Raw genomic sequence first — 19,073 nt, forward strand, 5'->3', positions numbered from 1 at the left:
AAATTATTGTGCAATTACGATACAGGCTGTATTTTTACACGTTTTAAGGTAGCTTGAAACAATCAATAATGACAAAAAAGTCATTTTTCCAGTATTTACGGGTTCACAATCTCCTGATGAATTGATATACTGCTAGAGTAAACATTACAAATTTGTAATAATTAATTCTAAGGAGATGAATGAATTTGAAGAAGAACTGGATGAAAAAAGTTGTGACAGGCAGTCTGACAGCTGCACTGGCCGTAGGGATTATGCTTCCCGCCTCCGCGTCTGCTGCAGATTCAACATATAAAGCAACTACGGTTACAACCTATAAAGTTGTGAATGCAGATAGCTTGAAAGCTTATATCCAGCAATGGCTTAAGCAAAATGGGTACAAGGCTACTGAGGGGCAAGTCGTTGAGCAACCAGCAGCACAGCCTGTAACGAAGCCTGAACAACCAAGCACACCTGCTAAGCCTGTACAAGAAGAGAAACCTGCAACGACAACACCAGCTAAAGACCCTTCAAGCACAGGCAATAACGATGGTACACAAAGCACACAATCCGATTTTGCTACACAAGTGGTGAAACTCGTGAATGCTGAACGTGCCAAAGCAGGTCTCGGTGCACTGTCATCCGACGCACTTCTGGACAAGGTTGCTATGGCAAAAGTTAAAGATATGAGCAACAATAACTATTTTGATCACCAGTCCCCGACGTACGGTTCTCCGTTTGATATGATGAAACAATTTGGGGTAACCTACAGCTATGCTGGTGAGAATATCGCTAAAGGTCAAAAAACACCTCAGGAAGTGGTTACAGCTTGGATGAACAGTGCGGGTCACCGTGCAAACATCCTCAGTAAAAACTTCACGCATATCGGTGTAGGCTTTTATAACGGATACTGGGCTCAAGAGTTTATCGGTAAATAAGAACTGGAAATGAATAATCAATAAATTACTTTATAATAAAAAAAGTCATATGTGCACATGGCCAAACGCTGTGTGTACTATGGCTTTTTTCCATTTTTTGAGCTGTGTAAACGTCTGTTTGCTGAATACAGCCGCAAAGTTTGCAAATTAACGACAGAAGATTTATGTTATTTAGAATAAGCAATATCTTGACGTAAAAGCCATTATAAATTATAAGCACCTGACTGGAGATGTGATGGATGAAAAAGAACAAAAATCTTGATTCAGCACCTTGGATCTGGAGAAGTGTAAGCACCATATCCATTCTAGCAACATTTTTGCTGATATTCGGATTTGGCTACGCCATAAAAGATGTTATTTTTCCTCAAGGGGATTCGACGTTAAATGATGGACAAAAAACTTCTGCGCCTACACAAAATGCTGGAAATAAAGCCATTGTAGAAGACGGCAAAATTCGAATGGCTGTAATCGGTGATTCCCTTGCTAGAGGTACGGGAGATGATGAAGGACTGGGTTTTGTAAGACGGGCAGGTAATCTGCTCAAAGAAAAGGGTTACGATGTACAGGTGCTTAACAATCTGGGAGTCAATGGTCTCCGAACAGATGCGTTGTTAAAGAAACTGGATGAACAAGGGGTTAAATACGTTTTGCAACAATCGAACTTTATTTTGCTCTCTATCGGTGCCAATGATCTGTTCCAAGGTGGACAGGTACTTCAGGGTGAAGACCCACCAACGGCTGAGAAACTGGCTGCTGCATTGCCTGAGACTTCGAAGAGGTTACAAGAAATTTTGAAGAAAGTGAAAGAAATCAATCCGAATGCCCAGATTGCTTATATTGGATTGTACAATCCGTTTGGCAATGTGAAAGAACTGGAGAAGCCAGGAAATGCGGTCGTTGCTGCTTGGAATGATGCGGCGATGTCTATTTTGATCAATGAAGATAACATGACGCTTGTGCCAACCTTTGACCTGTTTGAAAATCATCTGGATGAGTATCTCTCATCGGACCATTTCCACCCCAATGGACAAGGGTATCAGCAGATGGCTGTTCGCATTGCACAGGAATATCAGGGGCCTAAATCGGCAGAGGGGAGCGCAAAATAAATGGCAGAAAAAGAAAAGCACTATGATTCCGTCTTGTCCGTTCAGAATTTGAAGAAAAAAATCGGACGGAAATGGATTATTAAAGATGTCACATTTGACGTCAAACCTGGTGAGATTTTCGGTTTTTTGGGACCCAATGGGGCGGGGAAAACAACAACAATTCGTATGCTGGTTGATCTGATTAAACCTACAGAAGGAAAAATCAGCGTCTGTGGTTACGATGTGAACCGTGATCCCGAACGTGCGCTGAAATATGTCGGTTCTATTGTGGAAAATCCCGAGGTCTATACATATTTGACGGGTTGGGAGAACTTGGAGCATTTTGCCCGGATGCAGCCAGGTGTCGATCAGGATCGTATTCAGGAAGTGGTCAATATTGTGCGTCTGGATCAACGTATTCATGATAAGGTTAGGACGTATTCACTTGGTATGCGGCAGCGGCTCGGAATTGCCCAGGCTTTACTTGGAAGACCACGGCTGCTGATTCTGGATGAACCAACGAATGGACTTGATCCCAAAGGCATTAAGGAGTTACGTGAATTTATCAAGCAACTTGCGAGTGAGGGAATGGCAGTGTTTGTCAGCAGTCACTTGTTAAGTGAAATCCAGCTTCTGTGTGAGAGGGTTGCAATTATCAGTACGGGTCGTGTACTCGCGGTTGGTGGGGTAAACGAACTGATCGAAGATCATTCCAAAGTGGCAATATGGCATCTTACACCGTTTGATGCAGGCCGTCAGTTGTTACTTGATCAGGGGATTACGCTGGTTAGCCGCCCAGGTGAAGTCATGGATGACACGATTGTAGCAGGGCTTGGTGCCAATGCCGTCGTTGCCGAGATGCATGAAGAACGGATACCGGAGCTGGTACAGCAAATGGTTGAGGCAGGTATTCAGGTTGAGGGCGTGCAACGGATTCAGCCTACACTTGAACAACTATTCTTAAAAATGACAGAAGGTGAATCCATTGAATAATATCATGCCGCTAATCCGTAACGAGACCATCAAGATGGTCAAGAAGAAACGTCTTTATATTATTTTCATCGTTCTGGCCATCCTTGTACCGATGTTCACGTATGCACAGATGAAATCTGCTCAAAATAATCAAGATAAATTCGGTGGGGATTGGAGACTTGAATTACAGCAGGCCATCACGGATAATCAAAATTCTCTAGGCAGTGATCGGGTTCCAGAGGAATATAAAAAGTACAGAACCGTCTATATCCAGCAGATGCAATACTATCTGGAAAATAACATTAACCCGAAAGAACCAGGCGGTGTGACGTTCACAAGGGAATTTATGAACAATGCAGTTGGATTGTTTATCCCGCTCTTGATTATGGCGATTGCTTCAGACCTGGTATCTGGTGAGCGGACGACAGGTACGATCAAGATGTTGTTGACTCGCCCTGTCAGACGGTGGAAAGTACTTCTTAGCAAACTGATTACATTGATCATGTTTGTCTCGATCATCGTCGTTTCTGCGTATGTGATCTGTTATGTTATATCTGGAGCCGTCTTTGGCTACAAAGGGTTCGGCATGCCTGTGTTCACTGGATTCAAAGTCGTTGGCACGGAAGTTGACATGTCCGCTGTTCATGCGGTAAGTCAATGGCAGTACATGCTGATGCAAGCGGGTTTAATCTGGTTTGTAAGTATCATCGTGGCGATGTTGGCGTTCATGGTATCGGTACTTGTACGTAGTACAGCAGCGAGTATCGTCATCATGATGGCTGCGCTTATCGCAGGAACGATTCTAACCAATATGGCAGCTTCGTGGCAGACGGCGAAATATTTGTTCATGGTCAACCTGGAATTACCTAAATATTTATCTGGCGGACTACCGCCAATTGAGGGTATGAATCTCGGATTTTCCCTTATCGTACTTAGCGTTTGGGGGGCTGCATCGCTTATTGTCTCATTCCTTGTCTTTACGAAACGGGATATCTTGAATTAAAATGGACAAGGATAAGAAAACATCTGTTTGCATTTTAGGCAATTTTGTAGTTGCAAGTTAAGAAGGGGGAGCATGAATGGTCGAGCAAATCGATATGTCGGCAGGTTCCACAGGCGGAGGACAGGGCGCCTCGGGCTACGACGCGGACGACATTCAAGTACTTGAAGGACTGGTAGCAGTTCGGAAACGGCCGGGGATGTACATCGGCAGCACCAGTACTTCAGGTCTACATCATTTGGTATGGGAGATCGTAGACAACGCTGTCGATGAGCACCTTGCCAAATTCTGCTCCAAAATCGATATCACGCTGCATAAGGACGGTTCTATTACAGTTCAAGATAACGGAAGGGGAATTCCGACAGGTATACATAAAACAGGGATTCCCACTCCCCAGGTCGTGTTTACGATTTTGCACGCAGGCGGTAAGTTCGGTGGATCAGGATATAAAAAGTCAGGTGGTCTGCACGGCGTAGGAGCTTCGGTCACCAACGCTTTGTCGGAGTGGCTTGAGGTCGAAATCTTCCGTGATGGCAAGATCCATCGTCAACGTTTTGAATATTGGCAGGATAAAAAAGGCATAGAACATGTAGGGGAACCTGTAAGCGGGCTTGAAGTATTGGGTAACACCAATCGCACAGGTACCAAAGTTACGTTTAAACCGGATATTCGTGTTTTTCAGAATGGAATTCAGTTGAATTACGATACGCTGGCAGAGCGTCTTCAGGAGATTGCATTCCTGAACTCAGGCTTGAAAATTGTGCTGAAGGATGAACGCTCAGGCAATCAGGATGAGTATATGTATGAGGGCGGCGCAAGTCAGTTTGTTGAGTATTTGAACGAAAACAAAGATGTGCTGCATGATGTCATTCACTTCTATGCGGAGAAAGATGACATTGAAGTAGAGATTGCGATTCAATACAACGCAGGCTACACCGAGACGATTGCATCGTTTGTTAACTCCATTCCTACCCGCGGCGGTGGTACGCATGAGACCGGATTCAGGGCAGCCTATACACGTGTGATGAACGACTACGCTCGCCGCACCAGCATGATTAAGGAAAAAGATAAAAATCTGGAAGGCAATGATCTGCGTGAAGGCATGATGGCTGTCATCAGCGTCAAAATGTCAGAAGTGGAATTTGTCGGTCAGACGAAGGATCAGCTTGGAAGTGCATCTGCCCGAAGCGCGGTGGACTCGGTTGTATCGGATAACATTCAACGTTTCCTGGAAGAGAATCCTCAGGTTGCACAGACCTTGATTCGCAAGGCTGTTCAGGCGTCCAAGGCGAGAGAAGCTGCGCGGAAAGCACGTGACGAGATGCGTACAGGGAAGAAACGGAGTGAAAGTTCTAACCTGAATGGTAAGTTGACGCCGGCACAGTCGAAGGATTTCACTCGTAATGAGTTGTTTATTGTGGAGGGCGATTCCGCTGGCGGATCAGCCAAACAAGGGCGTGATTCCAAAATACAAGCTATTCTTCCGTTAAAGGGAAAACCGCTTAATCCGGAAAAATCCAAACTGGCGGATATTCTGAAAAATGAAGAGTATCGTGCAATTACGGCAGCGATTGGAGCAGGAATCGGAACAGAATTTGCAGTAGAGGACAGCAATTATTCCAAAATCATCATCATGACGGATGCCGATACGGACGGTGCGCATATTCAAGTGCTCTTGCTTACGTTCTTTTACCGTTACATGAAACCTTTAATTGACGCGGGTAAAGTATATATTGCGCAGCCGCCATTATATAAACTCACACGTAAATCCGGCAAAATGGCAACGGTAAGATATGCTTGGACGGATGAAGAACTTGCAAATTATATGAAAGAATTCGGCAATAATGTCGAATTGCAGCGTTATAAAGGACTTGGTGAGATGAATCCGGACCAATTGTGGGAAACAACGATGAATCCTGAGACACGTGCCATGTTAAAAGTGGAGATTGTGGATGCAGCGAAAGCGGAGCGTCGTGTGTCTACATTGATGGGTGACAAGGTGGATCCTCGCAAACGCTGGATTGTAGAGAATGTCGACTTTACAGAGTACGAAGAATAGAAGGTGCTTGGAATGAGTCTATCAGAACAATTTATGCCGGCCTTTCTTGAAGAGGTCGTAGGTGACCGTTTCGGTCGCTATTCTAAATATATCATTCAGGATCGGGCGATTCCCGATGTACGAGATGGATTAAAGCCGGTACAACGGCGTATTCTATACGCGATGTATGACTCGGGTAATACACCCGAGAAGACATACCGGAAGTCTGCCAAAACGGTCGGAGACGTAATGGGGAATTATCACCCGCATGGCGACTCCTCGATCTATGAAGGTATGGTACGGATGGCTCAGCCATGGAAAATGGGACATATGCTTGTGGACGGACATGGAAACTGGGGTTCACAGGATGATGATCCGGCTGCAGCGATGCGGTATACAGAGGCTCGTTTATCATCCATTGCGATGGAAATGCTTCGTGATATTGAGAAACGTACGGTGCTGTTTAAAGATAACTTTGACAATACAGCCAAGGAACCGGTTGTATTGCCTTCCCGTTATCCCAATCTGCTTGTGAATGGCGTGAGCGGAATATCCTCCGGTTTTGCAACCGAAATTCCACCACATAATTTGCGTGAAGCGATTGATGCCTGCATTGCTTTGATGGAGAAACCATCCATTGAACTGGACGAGATCATGATGTTTATGAAAGGCCCCGATTTTCCGACAGGTGGATTAATCATGGGTGGAGACGGTATTCTGGATGCATATCGGACGGGTAAAGGACGAATCTACATACGCTCCAAAACCGAAATCGAAAATATGCGTGGTGGCAAGCAGCAGATCGTCATTACCGAGATTCCTTATCAGGTGGTTAAATCCCGTCTTGTTACTGCGATGGAGAACATCCGTCTGGAGAAAAAAGTTGAAGGCATCGCTGAAGTTCGTGATGAAAGTGGACGCGAAGGACTACGGATCGTTGTTGAGCTGAAAAAAGAAGCGGATGCGCAAGGTATTTTGGCTTATTTGCTGAAAAAAACCGATCTTCAAGTCACATACAACTTCAATATGGTTGCGATTGTGAATAAAGCGCCGCAGCAGCTTGGTCTAAAATCCATTCTGGAAGCTTATATCGCTCACCAACGCGAAGTGGTAACCTTCCGGACCAAGTATGAGCTTGAGAAAGCGGAAGACCGTGCTCACGTCCTGGAGGGGCTCGTGAAAGCCCTTAACATTTTGGATGAAGTGATCGCAGCGATTAAAGCTTCGAAAAACCGTCAGGATGCTCAAAATAATCTGATCTGGATGTTTGGGTTCACGGAGCGCCAAGCGGATTCCATTCTAACCTTGCAACTGTATCGTTTGACGAATCTGGAGATTAACTCGTTGCAAAAAGAGCTGGATGATCTCATGAAGAAAATTTCACAGCTACGCTCGATTCTCGATAGTGATCGCAAGCTGATCGGGGTCATTCGCAAAGAACTGCTGGAGATCAAAGAAAAATACGGAATTGAGCGTCGCTCCGCCATTCAGGGTGAAGTAGAGGAACTCAAGGTAAATCTCGAAGTGCTGGTCAATGCTGAAGATGTATTTGTGACATTGTCCAAAGAGGGATATGTCAAACGTTCCAGCATGCAGTCCTACACACGTTCCGGCGGTGAACGAAGTGCTAGCGGTGTAAAAGAAGGAGATTATATCTCTCAGGTGTTAGAAGTGAACACACTGGAGAATCTGCTTGTCTTTACACAGAAAGGCCAATACTTCCTTCTGCCTGTACATCAGGTTCCAGAATTCAAATGGAAAGATCCAGGCACAGCCATTGTTAATGTGATACCACTGGCGAAGGATGATCGAATCAGCAGTGTGCTGGCAATTAAATCGTTCGAGGAGCCAGATCACAGCTTGGTATTTGTGACTCGCAAGGGGCAGGTTAAACGAACCGAACTGAAGGAGTACATTACGAAGCGGTCTGGAGCCGTAGCGGCATGTAAAGTCGGTAAAGATGATGAAGTTCTGTCCGTACATTTGAGTACGGGCGGGAAAGACATTATGCTGATTACCAAAGAAGCGATGGCGATTCGTTTCCGTGAGGATGAAGTGAATCCGATGGGACGTGTCTCAGGCGGTGTTCGCGGAATTCAATTGAAAGATACAGATGAGGTAGTCTCTGTACTGTGGGTAGAGGGCGATGAGGGAGAGGTTGCTGTATTGAGCGACCTCGGTTACGGTAAACGATCCTTGCTTCTGGACTATGCGCCGCAGAGCCGTGGTGGTAAAGGCGTAGTTACCTTTGAATTCAAAGAAGGTAAACGTGTCAAGCCAAATGGTAGCCGTATCTCGGGTGGATTCTACTGTAAAGAGCAACGTCAGTTGACAGTGATGACCAAAGAGGGACAAGCCCATACGCTCTCATCCGAGAGCGTTCCGCTTACAGAACGTAAACATATCGGTAAATTAGTTGTTCCTGTGGATAAGCTGGATGAAATCACTGAGTTGATTCAGGATTTTAATGAGAATCAAACAGGGACAACTTCCTAAAAAAGCATAAGAAAGACTCTTTGCTGGCAGTGCTGATTCTGTCGGGTGAAGAGTCTTTTTTTGTAGTTCTTGGGCGGTAGTGAAGCGCGTCATCAAGCGAAGTTTAACAACCTTCGTCGATTATAGTCGATCGCTAGGAAATTGAAAAAATGCAGCAGGAATGCGGCTTTGAAGCGCGAAAACTTAAGCAAATGAAATGATTATCCGTTGCCGGGAGGAGTGATTGTATATGTATAATTCCGATTTCGCTAAATGCTGGTCCAGATTAACCAAGGATTACAAATTGCATATGGATCAGGAACTGGCCCCTTCGTTAACAGAAGCACAGCTTGCCGTGTTGGAGGTGCTTGACGATCATAAAAAGATGAAACCGTCTGATCTAATTCCATTTTTAGCAACAACACCTGCTGCTGTTACGATGCTCTTGGATCGAATGGAGAAAAACGGTCTCATATACAGAGATCGCGATGAACAGGATAGACGGATTGTGTGGGTTTCACTATCAGACAAGGGCAGAATGGAAACCAAGCGCGGCTTAAACATCCGCAATGAGTTTATGAATTCCGTCTTGAGCAATATTTCGATGCACAATCAACAATTGCTCGTCTATCTGCTCGGAAAAATGACGGCACCCAAAACAAACGTGCAACAACCAGTCTTAACTAGTTCGGGTTAAACGAAAGTAATATGTCTAAGGAGATCTAAGGTCGGTAGTGATTAGATCTGATGAAAAGGATAATAGAGCAAATGTTGAACTTGTTTACTCCTGGCTATTAGGCCGGGAGTTTGTTTTATGGATGAACACTTTTCATTCATTACTTTATTAGTCAGGGCGCTTAATATAATTCAAAGTCGATTGTGGTGTAGTGTGATTATCGGGAATAAAAATTGACAACCTAATCGCTATATCGTAATATTACAATATAGCGATTCAAGGAGGAGTTATTTTGGATATACCTGCGTTTGATGGGAATCAATTAAAACAGTTTGACGAACCAGCGGAGTTTCTTAAAGCACTTTCTCATCCCGTGCGATTATGTATCGTTCGTGGTTTGATGCGCAAAAAGAAATGTAATGTATCATATATGCAGGAATGCTTGGATCTTCCGCAATCAACAGTGTCTCAGCACTTACAGAAGCTTCGCAGTGCAGGCATTGTTGCCACGGAACGAAATGGTCTTGAGGTTAATTACGTGCTCGCTGATCCCCGTGTGGAGCAGTTGATCATGATTTTATTCGAAAAGGATGAATGTGAAGATGAATAAACGTAAAAAGGTGTTAATCGTCGGAGGTGTTGCAGGGGGAGCATCTGCTGCTGCGCGTCTCCGTCGCCTGGACGAACAGGCCGAGATTATTATGTTTGAAAAAGGTCCGTATATCTCTTTTGCCAACTGCGGCTTGCCTTATTACATTGGCGGTACAATTGAAGAGCGTGCAAGGCTGCTTGTACAGACACCGCAAGGCATGCAGGATCGATTCAACATCGATGTCCGTACACAGAGCGAGGTTATCGCTGTTGACTCTAGTAAACGCACCGTTCAGGTACGCAGTGCCGAACGTGGTCAATATGAGGAAAGCTACGATGAACTAGTTTTGTCACCTGGTGCTCGCCCGCTTGTGCCTGATCTTCCAGGTAAAGACAATCCATTGATATATACCGTGCGGAACATTCCGGATATTGATCGAATCAAAGAACAAATAAATTCTTATAACAACCAAAGTTCGATTGTTATTGGTGGTGGATTTATCGGTGTAGAGATAGCTGAGAATTTGAGAGAAGCTGGACTGGATGTAACTTTGATTGAAGGTAATAATCAGGTGTTAACTCCTTTTGATCCTGAACTGGCAGCTGCAATGGCTCAAGAGATGGAGCAGAATGGTGTGAAGCTTTTATTTTCACAGCGCGTTCAAGGCTTCCGTACGTTGGAACAAGGAATTGGTGTCGAACTGTCAGACGGACTTGTGTTATCTGCTGATCTGGTGATTCTGGCTATCGGTGTTGTACCGGATACCTCCTTTTTGCAGAACAGCGGAGTAGCTCTCGGTTCGCGTGGGCATATTCTGGTCAATGAAAAGATGGAGAGCAGTGTTCCACATATATATGCCGTCGGCGATGCCATAGAAGTGAAAGATTACATTCATGGCACGCAGACTGCAATCCCACTTGCAGGTCCTGCGAACAAACAGGGGCGTATCGTAGCCGATCAAATTGCTGGTCTTCAAAACACTTACAAAGGGACTCAGGGTACGTCGATCATCAAAGTGTTTGGTTTGACGGGAGCATCTACTGGCAGTAATGAAAAGACGCTTAAACGAATGCAGAAAGACTATCGCAGTGTTATCGTACATCCAGCATCCCATGCTTCCTATTACCCCGGTTCTAGTGCAGTTACGTTGAAATTACTCTTTGCTCCAGATGGGAAGATTTTAGGTGCACAAGGTGTTGGTTACGAAGGTGTGGACAAACGAATCGATGATATAGCAGTGGCGATTCACTTCGGAGGAAGTGTGCAAGATCTCACGGAACTGGAACTCAGTTACGCACCGCCTTACTCTTCTGCAAAAGACCCGGTTAATATGGTCGGGTATGCTGCCGAAAACATCATGGATGAAAGAGTACATTCTTACACGTATGATCAGCTGGCAGAACGTGACCCTGCCCAGTCCGTGTTAGTGGATGTCCGGAGTGATCTGGAGCACCGTAACGGTAACATTCCAGGTTCGCTGTCTATTCCGGTCGACGAGCTTCGCCAGCGGATGGGAGAGCTGGATGCTTCCAAAGAAATATGGGTTTACTGCCAGGTCGGCCTCCGTGGTTACACCGCTACTCAAATTCTGCGTCAACATGGCTATCAGGTGAAAAATTTGAGCGGCGGTTATAAAACGTATCGTCAGGCACAATTCAAACCAGCAACCATATCGACTATAAGCGAGAATGGTGACACCGGTAGTGTTGAACCTAATGGAAGCCACAATAGCAAAGAACAGGAAGGGCAAGGGCGGACTTTAATGGATGCTAAGGAAAAGAATAAAATGTATACAGCATCTTCTGATGAGCTGCGAATTGATAATGAACTGAATGTATGTGGTTTGAGTTGCCCTGGTCCTTTGATTGAGGTGAAACAAAAAATGGATCAGTTGGCAGATGGGCAGACACTGCGAGTGAGAGCTTCCGATCCGGGATTCTATGAGGATGTTAAAGCTTGGGCGACCATGTCAGGTTCTGACGTGCTGAAGCTGGAGCGGGATAAGGGCGGGGTGATTGAAGCTGTTTTAACTAAGAATACTCGACCTGTCACTAGCGGTTCACAGCAGTTTGAAAAAGCAAGTACCATGGTTGTTTTCAGTGGGGAGCTTGATAAGGCCATAGCTTCCTTCATTATTGCCAATGGAGCTGCAGCCAGCGGACGTAAAGTAACGATGTTTTTCACCTTCTGGGGTTTAAATATCATTCGAAAACAAGAGATGCAGCAGGCACCTGTCAAAACAGGCATTGCCCGTATGTTTGATCTGATGTTGCCGAGCAACAGTCTGAAGTTGGGACTTTCCAAGATGAATATGTTTGGTGCAGGACCGAAGATGATTCGGGGGCTAATGAAAAAAAACAATGTGGCCTCTCTGGAACAACTTATGAAATCTGCTATCGATCAAGGGGTAGAGATCGTGGCTTGTCAGATGTCCATGGATCTGATGGGTATACAACGTGAGGAATTAATCGATCAGGCTATCATTGGCGGTGTGGGATATTATCTCGGACAAGCAGATCAGGCTAATCATAATTTGTTTATCTAGAAAGTCTATTGATTAAAAACGTAAACCCGATCTTATTTTCAAACTTCTTAAATAAATCAACCTAATTCAACCTCTATTTCGCCTCAAGTGAAATGGAGGTTTTTTTAGTTTCATAATGACAAAACAATATTAAAGATCAAGGTTATGACTGCATAATCTCATCATTGAGGGAAAAGCTACAACCAAACTGATTAGCTGTTACTGGACTTGCTTATATAATTTATACATCAAAAATAATATGTCTTAATATTATTTTCTTAAAATCATATGTAAAGAGTTGACTATGTAAATATTTTTGTTATAATAAGTAATTGTTCCCCTGATATTTCGTGTACGAAATATTATATTCCATAAGTAAATGGGTGAAACAATGACGGATACGTATGAAGTATTTTACATTATCAATTCATTTCGACAAGTGAATCAGATGCTTTTCCGGGCATTCTGGAATGAAAACAAGGAAATCGAGCTGACTTCGATCCAGTTTATGGTGTTATCTGTCCTTAAAGAGCGACCAGCTCTTGGTATTAATGAGATTGCTGATCTGTGCCATATGGGTAGCAGTTCGATGAGTGCTGTTGTAGAACGTCTCGTAAAGGGCGAGTACATCGTGCGGACACGTTCTGATGCAGATCGTCGCTCTGTGGTGTTGCAGATTACAGCCAAGGGGGAAAAGGCACAGCAAGAGACACAACAGCTCTGGATGGAGCGTGTATCACCTATACTGGAAATTTCGAAGGAAGATCTAGAGCACCTGCTTCGCATTCATAGTCTGATGATTGAAAAGTTACAAGGAAGAGAGATGAACAACTTATGAGCGCAACCACTGCTACAGCTCCATCTTCTGCGATGGACAACATCAAGAAAGGCCCCATTGTAGCGGCCTTGTTAATTGGTGCCTTTGTGGCATTTTTGAACCAGACCCTGATGAACGTGGCTCTTCCTAAAATTATGGATGACCTCGGCATCGGGCCGAACAAAGCCCAGTGGCTTACTACGGGTTATATGCTTGTCAACGGGGTATTAATCCCGGTTACGGCATACTTGATTGCCAAATTTTCGACACGACAAATTTTCATAACCGCAATGACATTATTTACGATCGGTACACTAGTCTGCGGACTTAGTCCGAACTTCTCGATTCTTATGGTCGGTCGTGTTATTCAAGCGGCAGGTGCCGGTATTTTGATGCCGCTGATGACCGTTGTATTTCTGACGATCTTCCCGATAGAGAAGCGTGGACAGGCGATGGGTACGATGGGGATAGCGATGATCCTGGCACCAGCGATTGGGCCTACGTTGTCGGGTTATATCGTTGAGCACTATTCCTGGAGATTGTTGTTTTACATCATTTTGCCATTCTCCGTGATCGCAACAGCGATCGGTATTGCTTTTGTCAAAAACGTAACACGTCAATCCAAGCCGAAACTGGACTCTGTTGGCGTAATTCTATCCACACTCGGATTTGGTAGTTTGCTGTATGGTTTTAGTGATGCGGGTACAGATGGATGGGGAAGTGCTGTTGTCATCAGCTGCCTTGTCGTTGGTGTCATTTCCCTGATTCTGTTCGTTATTCGTCAGTTAACGACAGATCATCCGCTTTTGGAGTTCCGTATTTTCAAATACAACATGTATACCTTAACAACGATCATTAACATGCTTGTTACGATGGCGATGTTTGCAGGCATGATCTTGCTTCCAATCTTTTTGCAAAATATTCGTCAGTTCTCGCCGATTGACTCCGGCTTGCTTATGATGCCAGGTGCCATTCTCATGGGCATTATGTCCCCAATTACAGGCCGCATCTTTGATAAAGTTGGGGCACGTTGGCTCTCGGTTACAGGTCTGGCTATTACAGCGGTTACCACATGGGGGCTTAGCCGTTTGTCAATTGACACGACATATGGATATATGATGTTCATCTACACCGCTCGTATGTTCGGGATGTCGATGTTGATGATGCCAATCCAGACCGCAGGTCTGAATCAATTGCCTCAACGTCTTAATGCACATGGTACAGCGATGTCGAACACATTGCGTACCGTGGCTGGTGCGATTGGTACAGCGATTCTTGTAACGATCATGAGCAGCAAGCTTAAGACACATCTGGCAGAAACGTTGGCTACGGGTACAGTTGACCCGAACAACAAAACAGCGATGATGGCTGCTACCGCAGATGCAACGATCTATGGTGTTAACTATGCCTTTACGGTGGCAACTTATATGACGATTGCAGCGCTGATCATGGCGTTCTTCATCCAGAAAACGAAGCCGGCTACCGAGCCGGTAAACGCGGATAAAGAAAAGGCTAAAAAAGTAGCAACTGCTTAAAATCAGACTTGAAATCTGTAACAAATTAATAAGAGAAAGAGAACTCTCGAACTGCCAGTAGGGCATATCTTCTACGGCACCGAGAGTTCTCTTTTTTTATTTTACATATGACATATCACTAAGCACACGAAAGAATATACTGTCAATCATTTTCATCTTTGATTGAAGTTAAATCATGCAGCAGCAATTCTGGATCAGGTACGTGTCCGAAACGTTGGAGATCAATGCTCCCACCCAGCTGGAATTCCACACCTTCACTGACAAGCTCGGTTTCCTGCATCATGCGTGATTCCTCATCGATTATGGCAATTTGTCCTTTGGCATTGACGACCCGATGCCAGGGTAAGCGTTCCTTCCGGCTCATGGAGTGCAGAATACGAACGACTTGTCTCGCCGCCCTTGGGCTTCCAGCGCAGGCTGCAATCTGTCCATACGTCATTACCTTTCCCTCAGGGATCGCAGCAATGATAGCGACAACCTGTTTTGTGAACGGGGTCATAATATCGGCTCCTGTCTCTGAAAAAAAATTTAAACCAGCTGGAAGAGATGTTATATGATTTTCCGATAAAAAAGTGCCGCCCGGGATGTAGCATCCGAACGACACATTACAGGTACAGGTAGGTCCTGCTTGTAGTTTAATCCGATCTAAATATGCAGTTTAGATCTTCCAAGTGAAAGCTTTCTCGTATAAATCCAGAGGCCATTCAGCCCATGGGAATTCTCGTGCAGGGAGAGACTGGAGCACAATTTCCTCTTTGGTAATAGGGTGGGGAAGAGCTGCGATGACAGACCATAACGCGATCTGTTGCCCCGGTTTGTTTATTTTAGCACCATATTTCTGATCTCCGAATAGTGGACAGCCGGCTTCTTTCATCTGCACACGTATCTGATGAGACCGACCTGTATGAAGCTCAATATGCACAAGGCTGTAACGATCAGTTTCTCCGATGACCTGGTAGTCTAGAACGGCGTCTTTACCGCCAGGTGTACCTTTGGGTACAGCAGTTACGGTGTTCGTTTTACTGTCTTTCAGCAGCGTGTGCTTAAGCGTGCCCTGACGTGCTGGCAACTTACCATGAACAACAGCCGCATAGATTTTACGAAAGTGACGTCCACGCACCGTTTCGGACAAACGTGAAGCCGCTTTTGAAGTTTTAGCAAAGATCATGGCTCCCCCAACGGGGCGATCCAGTCGATGTACCAATCCTAGGTACACATTGCCGGGTTTGTTATAACGTTCTTTCAGATCCTGCTTAAGTAAGGAGAGCAGATCCGGATCACCAGATGCGTCTTCCTGAGTAGGGACATTTACTGGCTTCGTAATGCCCAGCAGATGGTTATCCTCAAACAGAATTTCGATGTCTCCACCTTTTGGCACATCAATGGACATCATTAGGACTCCCAGCGGCCCAAAATACCGCAAGGCAGATCCATACCGCTGCGTGTAATCGGCAACCCGATCTCTCCGGCAGTAATCTCTCCACCGTATTTGGCAGACATGGTCATCGTCAGCATGTTTCGTAATACCGTTGAAGAGATACCTGTGGTATACGAATTCACCAGCATAAACAACGGGTTGTCCGAAAGAATAGTCATACAGGATTTCAGGAAAGGATAGAGATTCTCCTCCAGTTTCCATGTCTCGCCATTCGGGCCACGTCCATAGGAAGGAGGGTCCATAATAATCGCATCGTATTTGTTGCCGCGGCGTTGTTCGCGCTGTACAAATTTGAACACATCATCGGTGATGAAACGAACTGGCCGATCAGCAAGTCCGGATAGTTGCACATTTTCTTTTGCCCATTGAACCATACCTTTGGCTGCATCACAATGTACAACGGAAGCACCAGCATATGCCGCTGCTACGGTTGCTCCGCCTGTGTAGGCGAACAGGTTGAGGACCGAGATAGGGCGTCCTGCATTCGAAATTTTATCCATCATCCAGCTCCAGTTGGCAGCTTGTTCAGGAAACAGTCCTGTATGTTTAAAGCTGGTCGGTTTGATGTGGAATTTCAGGTTTTCGTATCCAATCGTCCAGCGTTCAGGAATCGGTTTTTTCATATCCCAGCTTCCGCCGCCGGAAGAGCTGCGATGGTAGTGACCGTGAGCTTCACGCCATTCATGAGTTTCTTTTTCAAGCGGCCAGATAATCTGTGGATCGGGTCTGCGCAGGATAACATCTCCCCAACGCTCCAGCTTCTCGCCGCCTCCAGTATCGATCACTTCATAGTCTTTCCAGTTCTTAGCTACGTACATAGTGGTTTATCCATCCTTCAAAATTCATTTGGATACTATTGTACAACAAAAAAGGGGCTCTACGCCAGTTGATCTCCCGGTAAACGAACCGTATACAGACGAATTTCGACATAAAATAAAAAGAGAAATCATTAAAAATAAATTTGACAATGATAATCATTATCACTTATGATTTTGATATTGTAATCTTTACTCGATCCGGAGAAGTTTTCAGGCAACTCCGATGAACATAACGAAACCAAAGTGAGGGACAATAGATGGCTAAATGGTTAGTGGCTTACGCCAGTATGACAGGGAATACGGAGGAGATAGCAGAACTCATTGTGGAAGGCATTACACAATGCGGACATGAGGTTGATCTGAAGTCTGTTACTGACTTCAATGCTGTGGATGTTTTAAATTATGAAGGATTCATGATCGGTGTTTATACATGGGGAGATGGCGAATTGCCAGATGAATTCCTGGACTTTTATGAAGAACTGGATGAGCTTGATCTGAGCGGAAAGAGAGCTGCGGTTTTCGGTAGCGGTGATACATCCTACGAACAATTTTGCGGGGCAGTTGATCTTACAGCGGAGAAGCTGAAGGAGCGCGGGGCGGAAGTATCACCAGAGATGTTGAAAATTGAATACAGTCCGTTGGAGCAGGAGAAAGAAACGTGCCGTGATTTCGGCAGACGTTTTGTGACTGCGGATGCACAGGTATCCTGATCGAAATGTTGCAGCGTGATACCTGTGGTGCAACGACTCAGGGGGGGAATCAGCTTCCTGAACGGTTGCTTGAAGACTATAAGCTGGAGGAGATGCTGCGCAGCCCGAACCGGTTCATCCGCCCTGAACCTTCTGCTGAGCAGCGCCCGGTACTGCAATGGAGACATCGTGTACAATATGCGGTGAGTCATGCCATTAATCATTTTTACAGTGTAGACCCTGATGTACGCAAAGAAATCCCGATTCAGTATGTACTTGAAAAATGGTGGCCAAGAAAGACTGACGGTTTTGATTCGGTTCTGCATTATTGGGATGTAAAACATAAATTGATCGATGAACTGTCATTAGCTATTACCGCAAACGATGATTTGAAGCACCCTGCTATATTGTTTGAACAATGGAAAACAGAAGTACCTTCACTAGAGATGTCTTTGTCAATCATCTTTCAGGCAGCTTGGCAGCCAGAAGGTTGGGACAAATTACTGATTCAGAAATACATGGTGGTTCATGATGCCAACGTTGTGGAAGCTTTCCAACATATGGTCAGCGTGTTCTGCTGGGAAGCATTTGGCAAGTTGCCCGGCATGATTGAAATTTACTGCCTCCTGGAAGGACGAAAGATCAGGTACATTCCAGGCCGCCAATCATTGCAGCGTTCCATGGATTATATCCATCTGGTTCGAGACAGCATGCCCAAAAGTGAAAAGCAGGTATCAGAGCGTTTTACATCAAGTGACAAAATTCGTGTACATGAAGAAGTAGATCGCTGGAGAGCAGAAGGGACAAAGTCTCAAAAATCGTGGTTAATGTAACATTTCAAGGAAGTGCAACAGAACCTATTTCGGAGGAGGGAACACAGGTGACGACTGTATTCAGGCAAGATACTAGCCATGGAAAAAGAAGGGTCGGAACGTATGAATTTAGCTCCATGCCTGTACCTCAATCTGTCATAAGAAAGCTGCTGGATGAAGCTGATCCATCATTATATGTTCTGAGTCCAGCACCCTGGCGTTTTATGCTGTTCTCCGGTGAGGGGCGACAACTTTACATGGAAGCTGTCAGACAGAGCTACCCGCCTCATCTTGCGGATTCTCACGGAACCTAGGCAGCATATCAGTATACAGAAGCAATTCCGGCTCACCTGGTCGTGGTTGCTCCCACCAATACTCCAGAGGATCATGTCTTGCCTGCGAAGGCATGGAGCAAGCGGTTTTGCATTTTGGCTGCTGAACAAGGGTTACATGCCGTCTGGAAGATGAATGATTATCAGCAGCATCCGGTATTTATGAACTTGATGGGACTAACCTCGAGCGAGAGGGTGCTAGGCGTATTTCATATCGGTTACGGAGATCAGTGTGGCTTACCGAGTGTGGGGGAAGGTAGACCAGCGTCTGAACTCATGACGGTATATGACCATTTGGTGTGAAGGGCAACGAGTATGACAGCGTCGTTGCCCGATGTGCTCACTGAGTTGTTTGT

General features: G+C 45.2%; 18 protein-coding genes. 15 read left to right on the top strand and 3 right to left on the bottom strand.

The genetic code is table 11. The features are described 5' to 3' along the window. The first annotated feature begins 185 nt into the window (after positions 1–185). The 11 genes from AB4Z30_RS01470 (at position 186) to AB4Z30_RS01520 (ending at position 14,628) form a co-directional block, all read left to right on the top strand. On the top strand, positions 186–914 hold the full coding sequence (locus tag AB4Z30_RS01470; protein WP_441922557.1) for a CAP domain-containing protein: 729 nt from the start codon (positions 186–188) through the stop codon (positions 912–914). Between the two features lie 239 nt (positions 915–1,153). Then, a complete protein-coding gene (locus tag AB4Z30_RS01475) occupies positions 1,154–2,020 on the top strand; it encodes a GDSL-type esterase/lipase family protein (protein WP_441922559.1) in 867 nt (288 codons plus the stop codon). Continuing rightward, positions 2,021–2,992 (top strand): ABC transporter ATP-binding protein, encoded by a 972-nt coding sequence (locus AB4Z30_RS01480; RefSeq protein WP_441922561.1) that lies wholly within the window; start codon positions 2,021–2,023, stop codon positions 2,990–2,992. It begins immediately after the preceding gene. After that, positions 2,985–3,974, top strand: a complete 990-nt coding sequence (locus AB4Z30_RS01485; protein WP_441922563.1) for an ABC transporter permease — start codon at positions 2,985–2,987, stop codon at positions 3,972–3,974. The genes AB4Z30_RS01480 and AB4Z30_RS01485 overlap by 8 nt, the downstream gene beginning before the upstream one ends. Before the next feature lie 76 nt (positions 3,975–4,050). Beyond that, positions 4,051–6,030 (top strand): DNA topoisomerase IV subunit B, encoded by a 1,980-nt coding sequence (gene parE, locus AB4Z30_RS01490; RefSeq protein WP_441922565.1) that lies wholly within the window; start codon positions 4,051–4,053, stop codon positions 6,028–6,030. A gap of 12 nt (positions 6,031–6,042) precedes the next feature. Next, positions 6,043–8,505 carry a DNA gyrase subunit A gene (gene gyrA / locus AB4Z30_RS01495; RefSeq protein WP_441922567.1) on the top strand — a complete coding sequence of 821 codons (2,463 nt, stop codon included), beginning with the start codon at positions 6,043–6,045 and terminating at the stop codon, positions 8,503–8,505. 229 nt (positions 8,506–8,734) lie between these two features. Further along, entirely contained in the window at positions 8,735–9,181 is a 447-nt protein-coding gene (locus AB4Z30_RS01500; protein ID WP_441922569.1) for a MarR family winged helix-turn-helix transcriptional regulator, read from the top strand. Between the two features lie 271 nt (positions 9,182–9,452). Beyond that, positions 9,453–9,770, top strand: a complete 318-nt coding sequence (locus AB4Z30_RS01505) for an ArsR/SmtB family transcription factor (protein WP_441922571.1) — start codon at positions 9,453–9,455, stop codon at positions 9,768–9,770. Further along, complete coding sequence (locus AB4Z30_RS01510) at positions 9,763–12,297, top strand: FAD-dependent oxidoreductase (RefSeq protein WP_441922573.1); 2,535 nt, start codon at positions 9,763–9,765, stop codon at positions 12,295–12,297. Before AB4Z30_RS01505 ends, AB4Z30_RS01510 begins: the two co-directional genes overlap by 8 nt. A gap of 370 nt (positions 12,298–12,667) precedes the next feature. Continuing rightward, entirely contained in the window at positions 12,668–13,114 is a 447-nt protein-coding gene (locus AB4Z30_RS01515; protein ID WP_441922575.1) for a MarR family winged helix-turn-helix transcriptional regulator, read from the top strand. Further along, positions 13,111–14,628, top strand: a complete 1,518-nt coding sequence (locus AB4Z30_RS01520) for a DHA2 family efflux MFS transporter permease subunit (protein WP_441922577.1) — start codon at positions 13,111–13,113, stop codon at positions 14,626–14,628. The genes AB4Z30_RS01515 and AB4Z30_RS01520 overlap by 4 nt, the downstream gene beginning before the upstream one ends. Before the next feature lie 142 nt (positions 14,629–14,770). Here AB4Z30_RS01520 and AB4Z30_RS01525 read toward each other — a convergent pair whose 3' ends face one another. The 3 genes from AB4Z30_RS01525 to AB4Z30_RS01535 form a co-directional block, all read right to left on the bottom strand. After that, entirely contained in the window at positions 14,771–15,127 is a 357-nt protein-coding gene (locus AB4Z30_RS01525) for an MGMT family protein (protein ID WP_441922579.1), read from the bottom strand. 159 nt (positions 15,128–15,286) lie between these two features. Beyond that, positions 15,287–16,021, bottom strand: coding sequence for an RluA family pseudouridine synthase (locus AB4Z30_RS01530; protein ID WP_441922581.1), 735 nt, complete (start codon positions 16,019–16,021; stop codon positions 15,287–15,289). After that, on the bottom strand, positions 16,021–16,884 hold the full coding sequence (locus tag AB4Z30_RS01535; protein ID WP_441922583.1) for a class I SAM-dependent methyltransferase: 864 nt from the start codon (positions 16,882–16,884) through the stop codon (positions 16,021–16,023). Before AB4Z30_RS01535 ends, AB4Z30_RS01530 begins: the two co-directional genes overlap by 1 nt. A gap of 257 nt (positions 16,885–17,141) precedes the next feature. On the opposite strand from AB4Z30_RS01535, the gene AB4Z30_RS01540 reads away from it, so the two are divergent. From AB4Z30_RS01540 to AB4Z30_RS01555, 4 genes are all read left to right on the top strand, one after another. Continuing rightward, positions 17,142–17,594 carry a flavodoxin gene (locus tag AB4Z30_RS01540; RefSeq protein WP_441922585.1) on the top strand — a complete coding sequence of 151 codons (453 nt, stop codon included), beginning with the start codon at positions 17,142–17,144 and terminating at the stop codon, positions 17,592–17,594. A gap of 5 nt (positions 17,595–17,599) precedes the next feature. Continuing rightward, positions 17,600–18,406, top strand: coding sequence for a hypothetical protein (locus AB4Z30_RS01545; RefSeq protein ID WP_441922587.1), 807 nt, complete (start codon positions 17,600–17,602; stop codon positions 18,404–18,406). Positions 18,407–18,453: 47 nt separating this feature from the next. Continuing rightward, positions 18,454–18,699: a hypothetical protein gene (locus tag AB4Z30_RS01550; RefSeq protein ID WP_441922589.1), complete on the top strand. Its 246-nt coding sequence runs from the start codon at positions 18,454–18,456 to the stop codon at positions 18,697–18,699. A gap of 78 nt (positions 18,700–18,777) precedes the next feature. Then, the gene (locus tag AB4Z30_RS01555; RefSeq protein WP_441922591.1) at positions 18,778–19,020 is read left to right on the top strand and encodes a hypothetical protein; all 243 of its coding nucleotides are present in this window, start codon (positions 18,778–18,780) and stop codon (positions 19,018–19,020) included. Positions 19,021–19,073 lie beyond the last annotated feature (53 nt).

The sequence above is a fragment of the Paenibacillus sp. 2TAF8 genome (genome assembly GCF_052114825.1).
Classification (GTDB): domain Bacteria; phylum Bacillota; class Bacilli; order Paenibacillales; family Paenibacillaceae; genus Paenibacillus.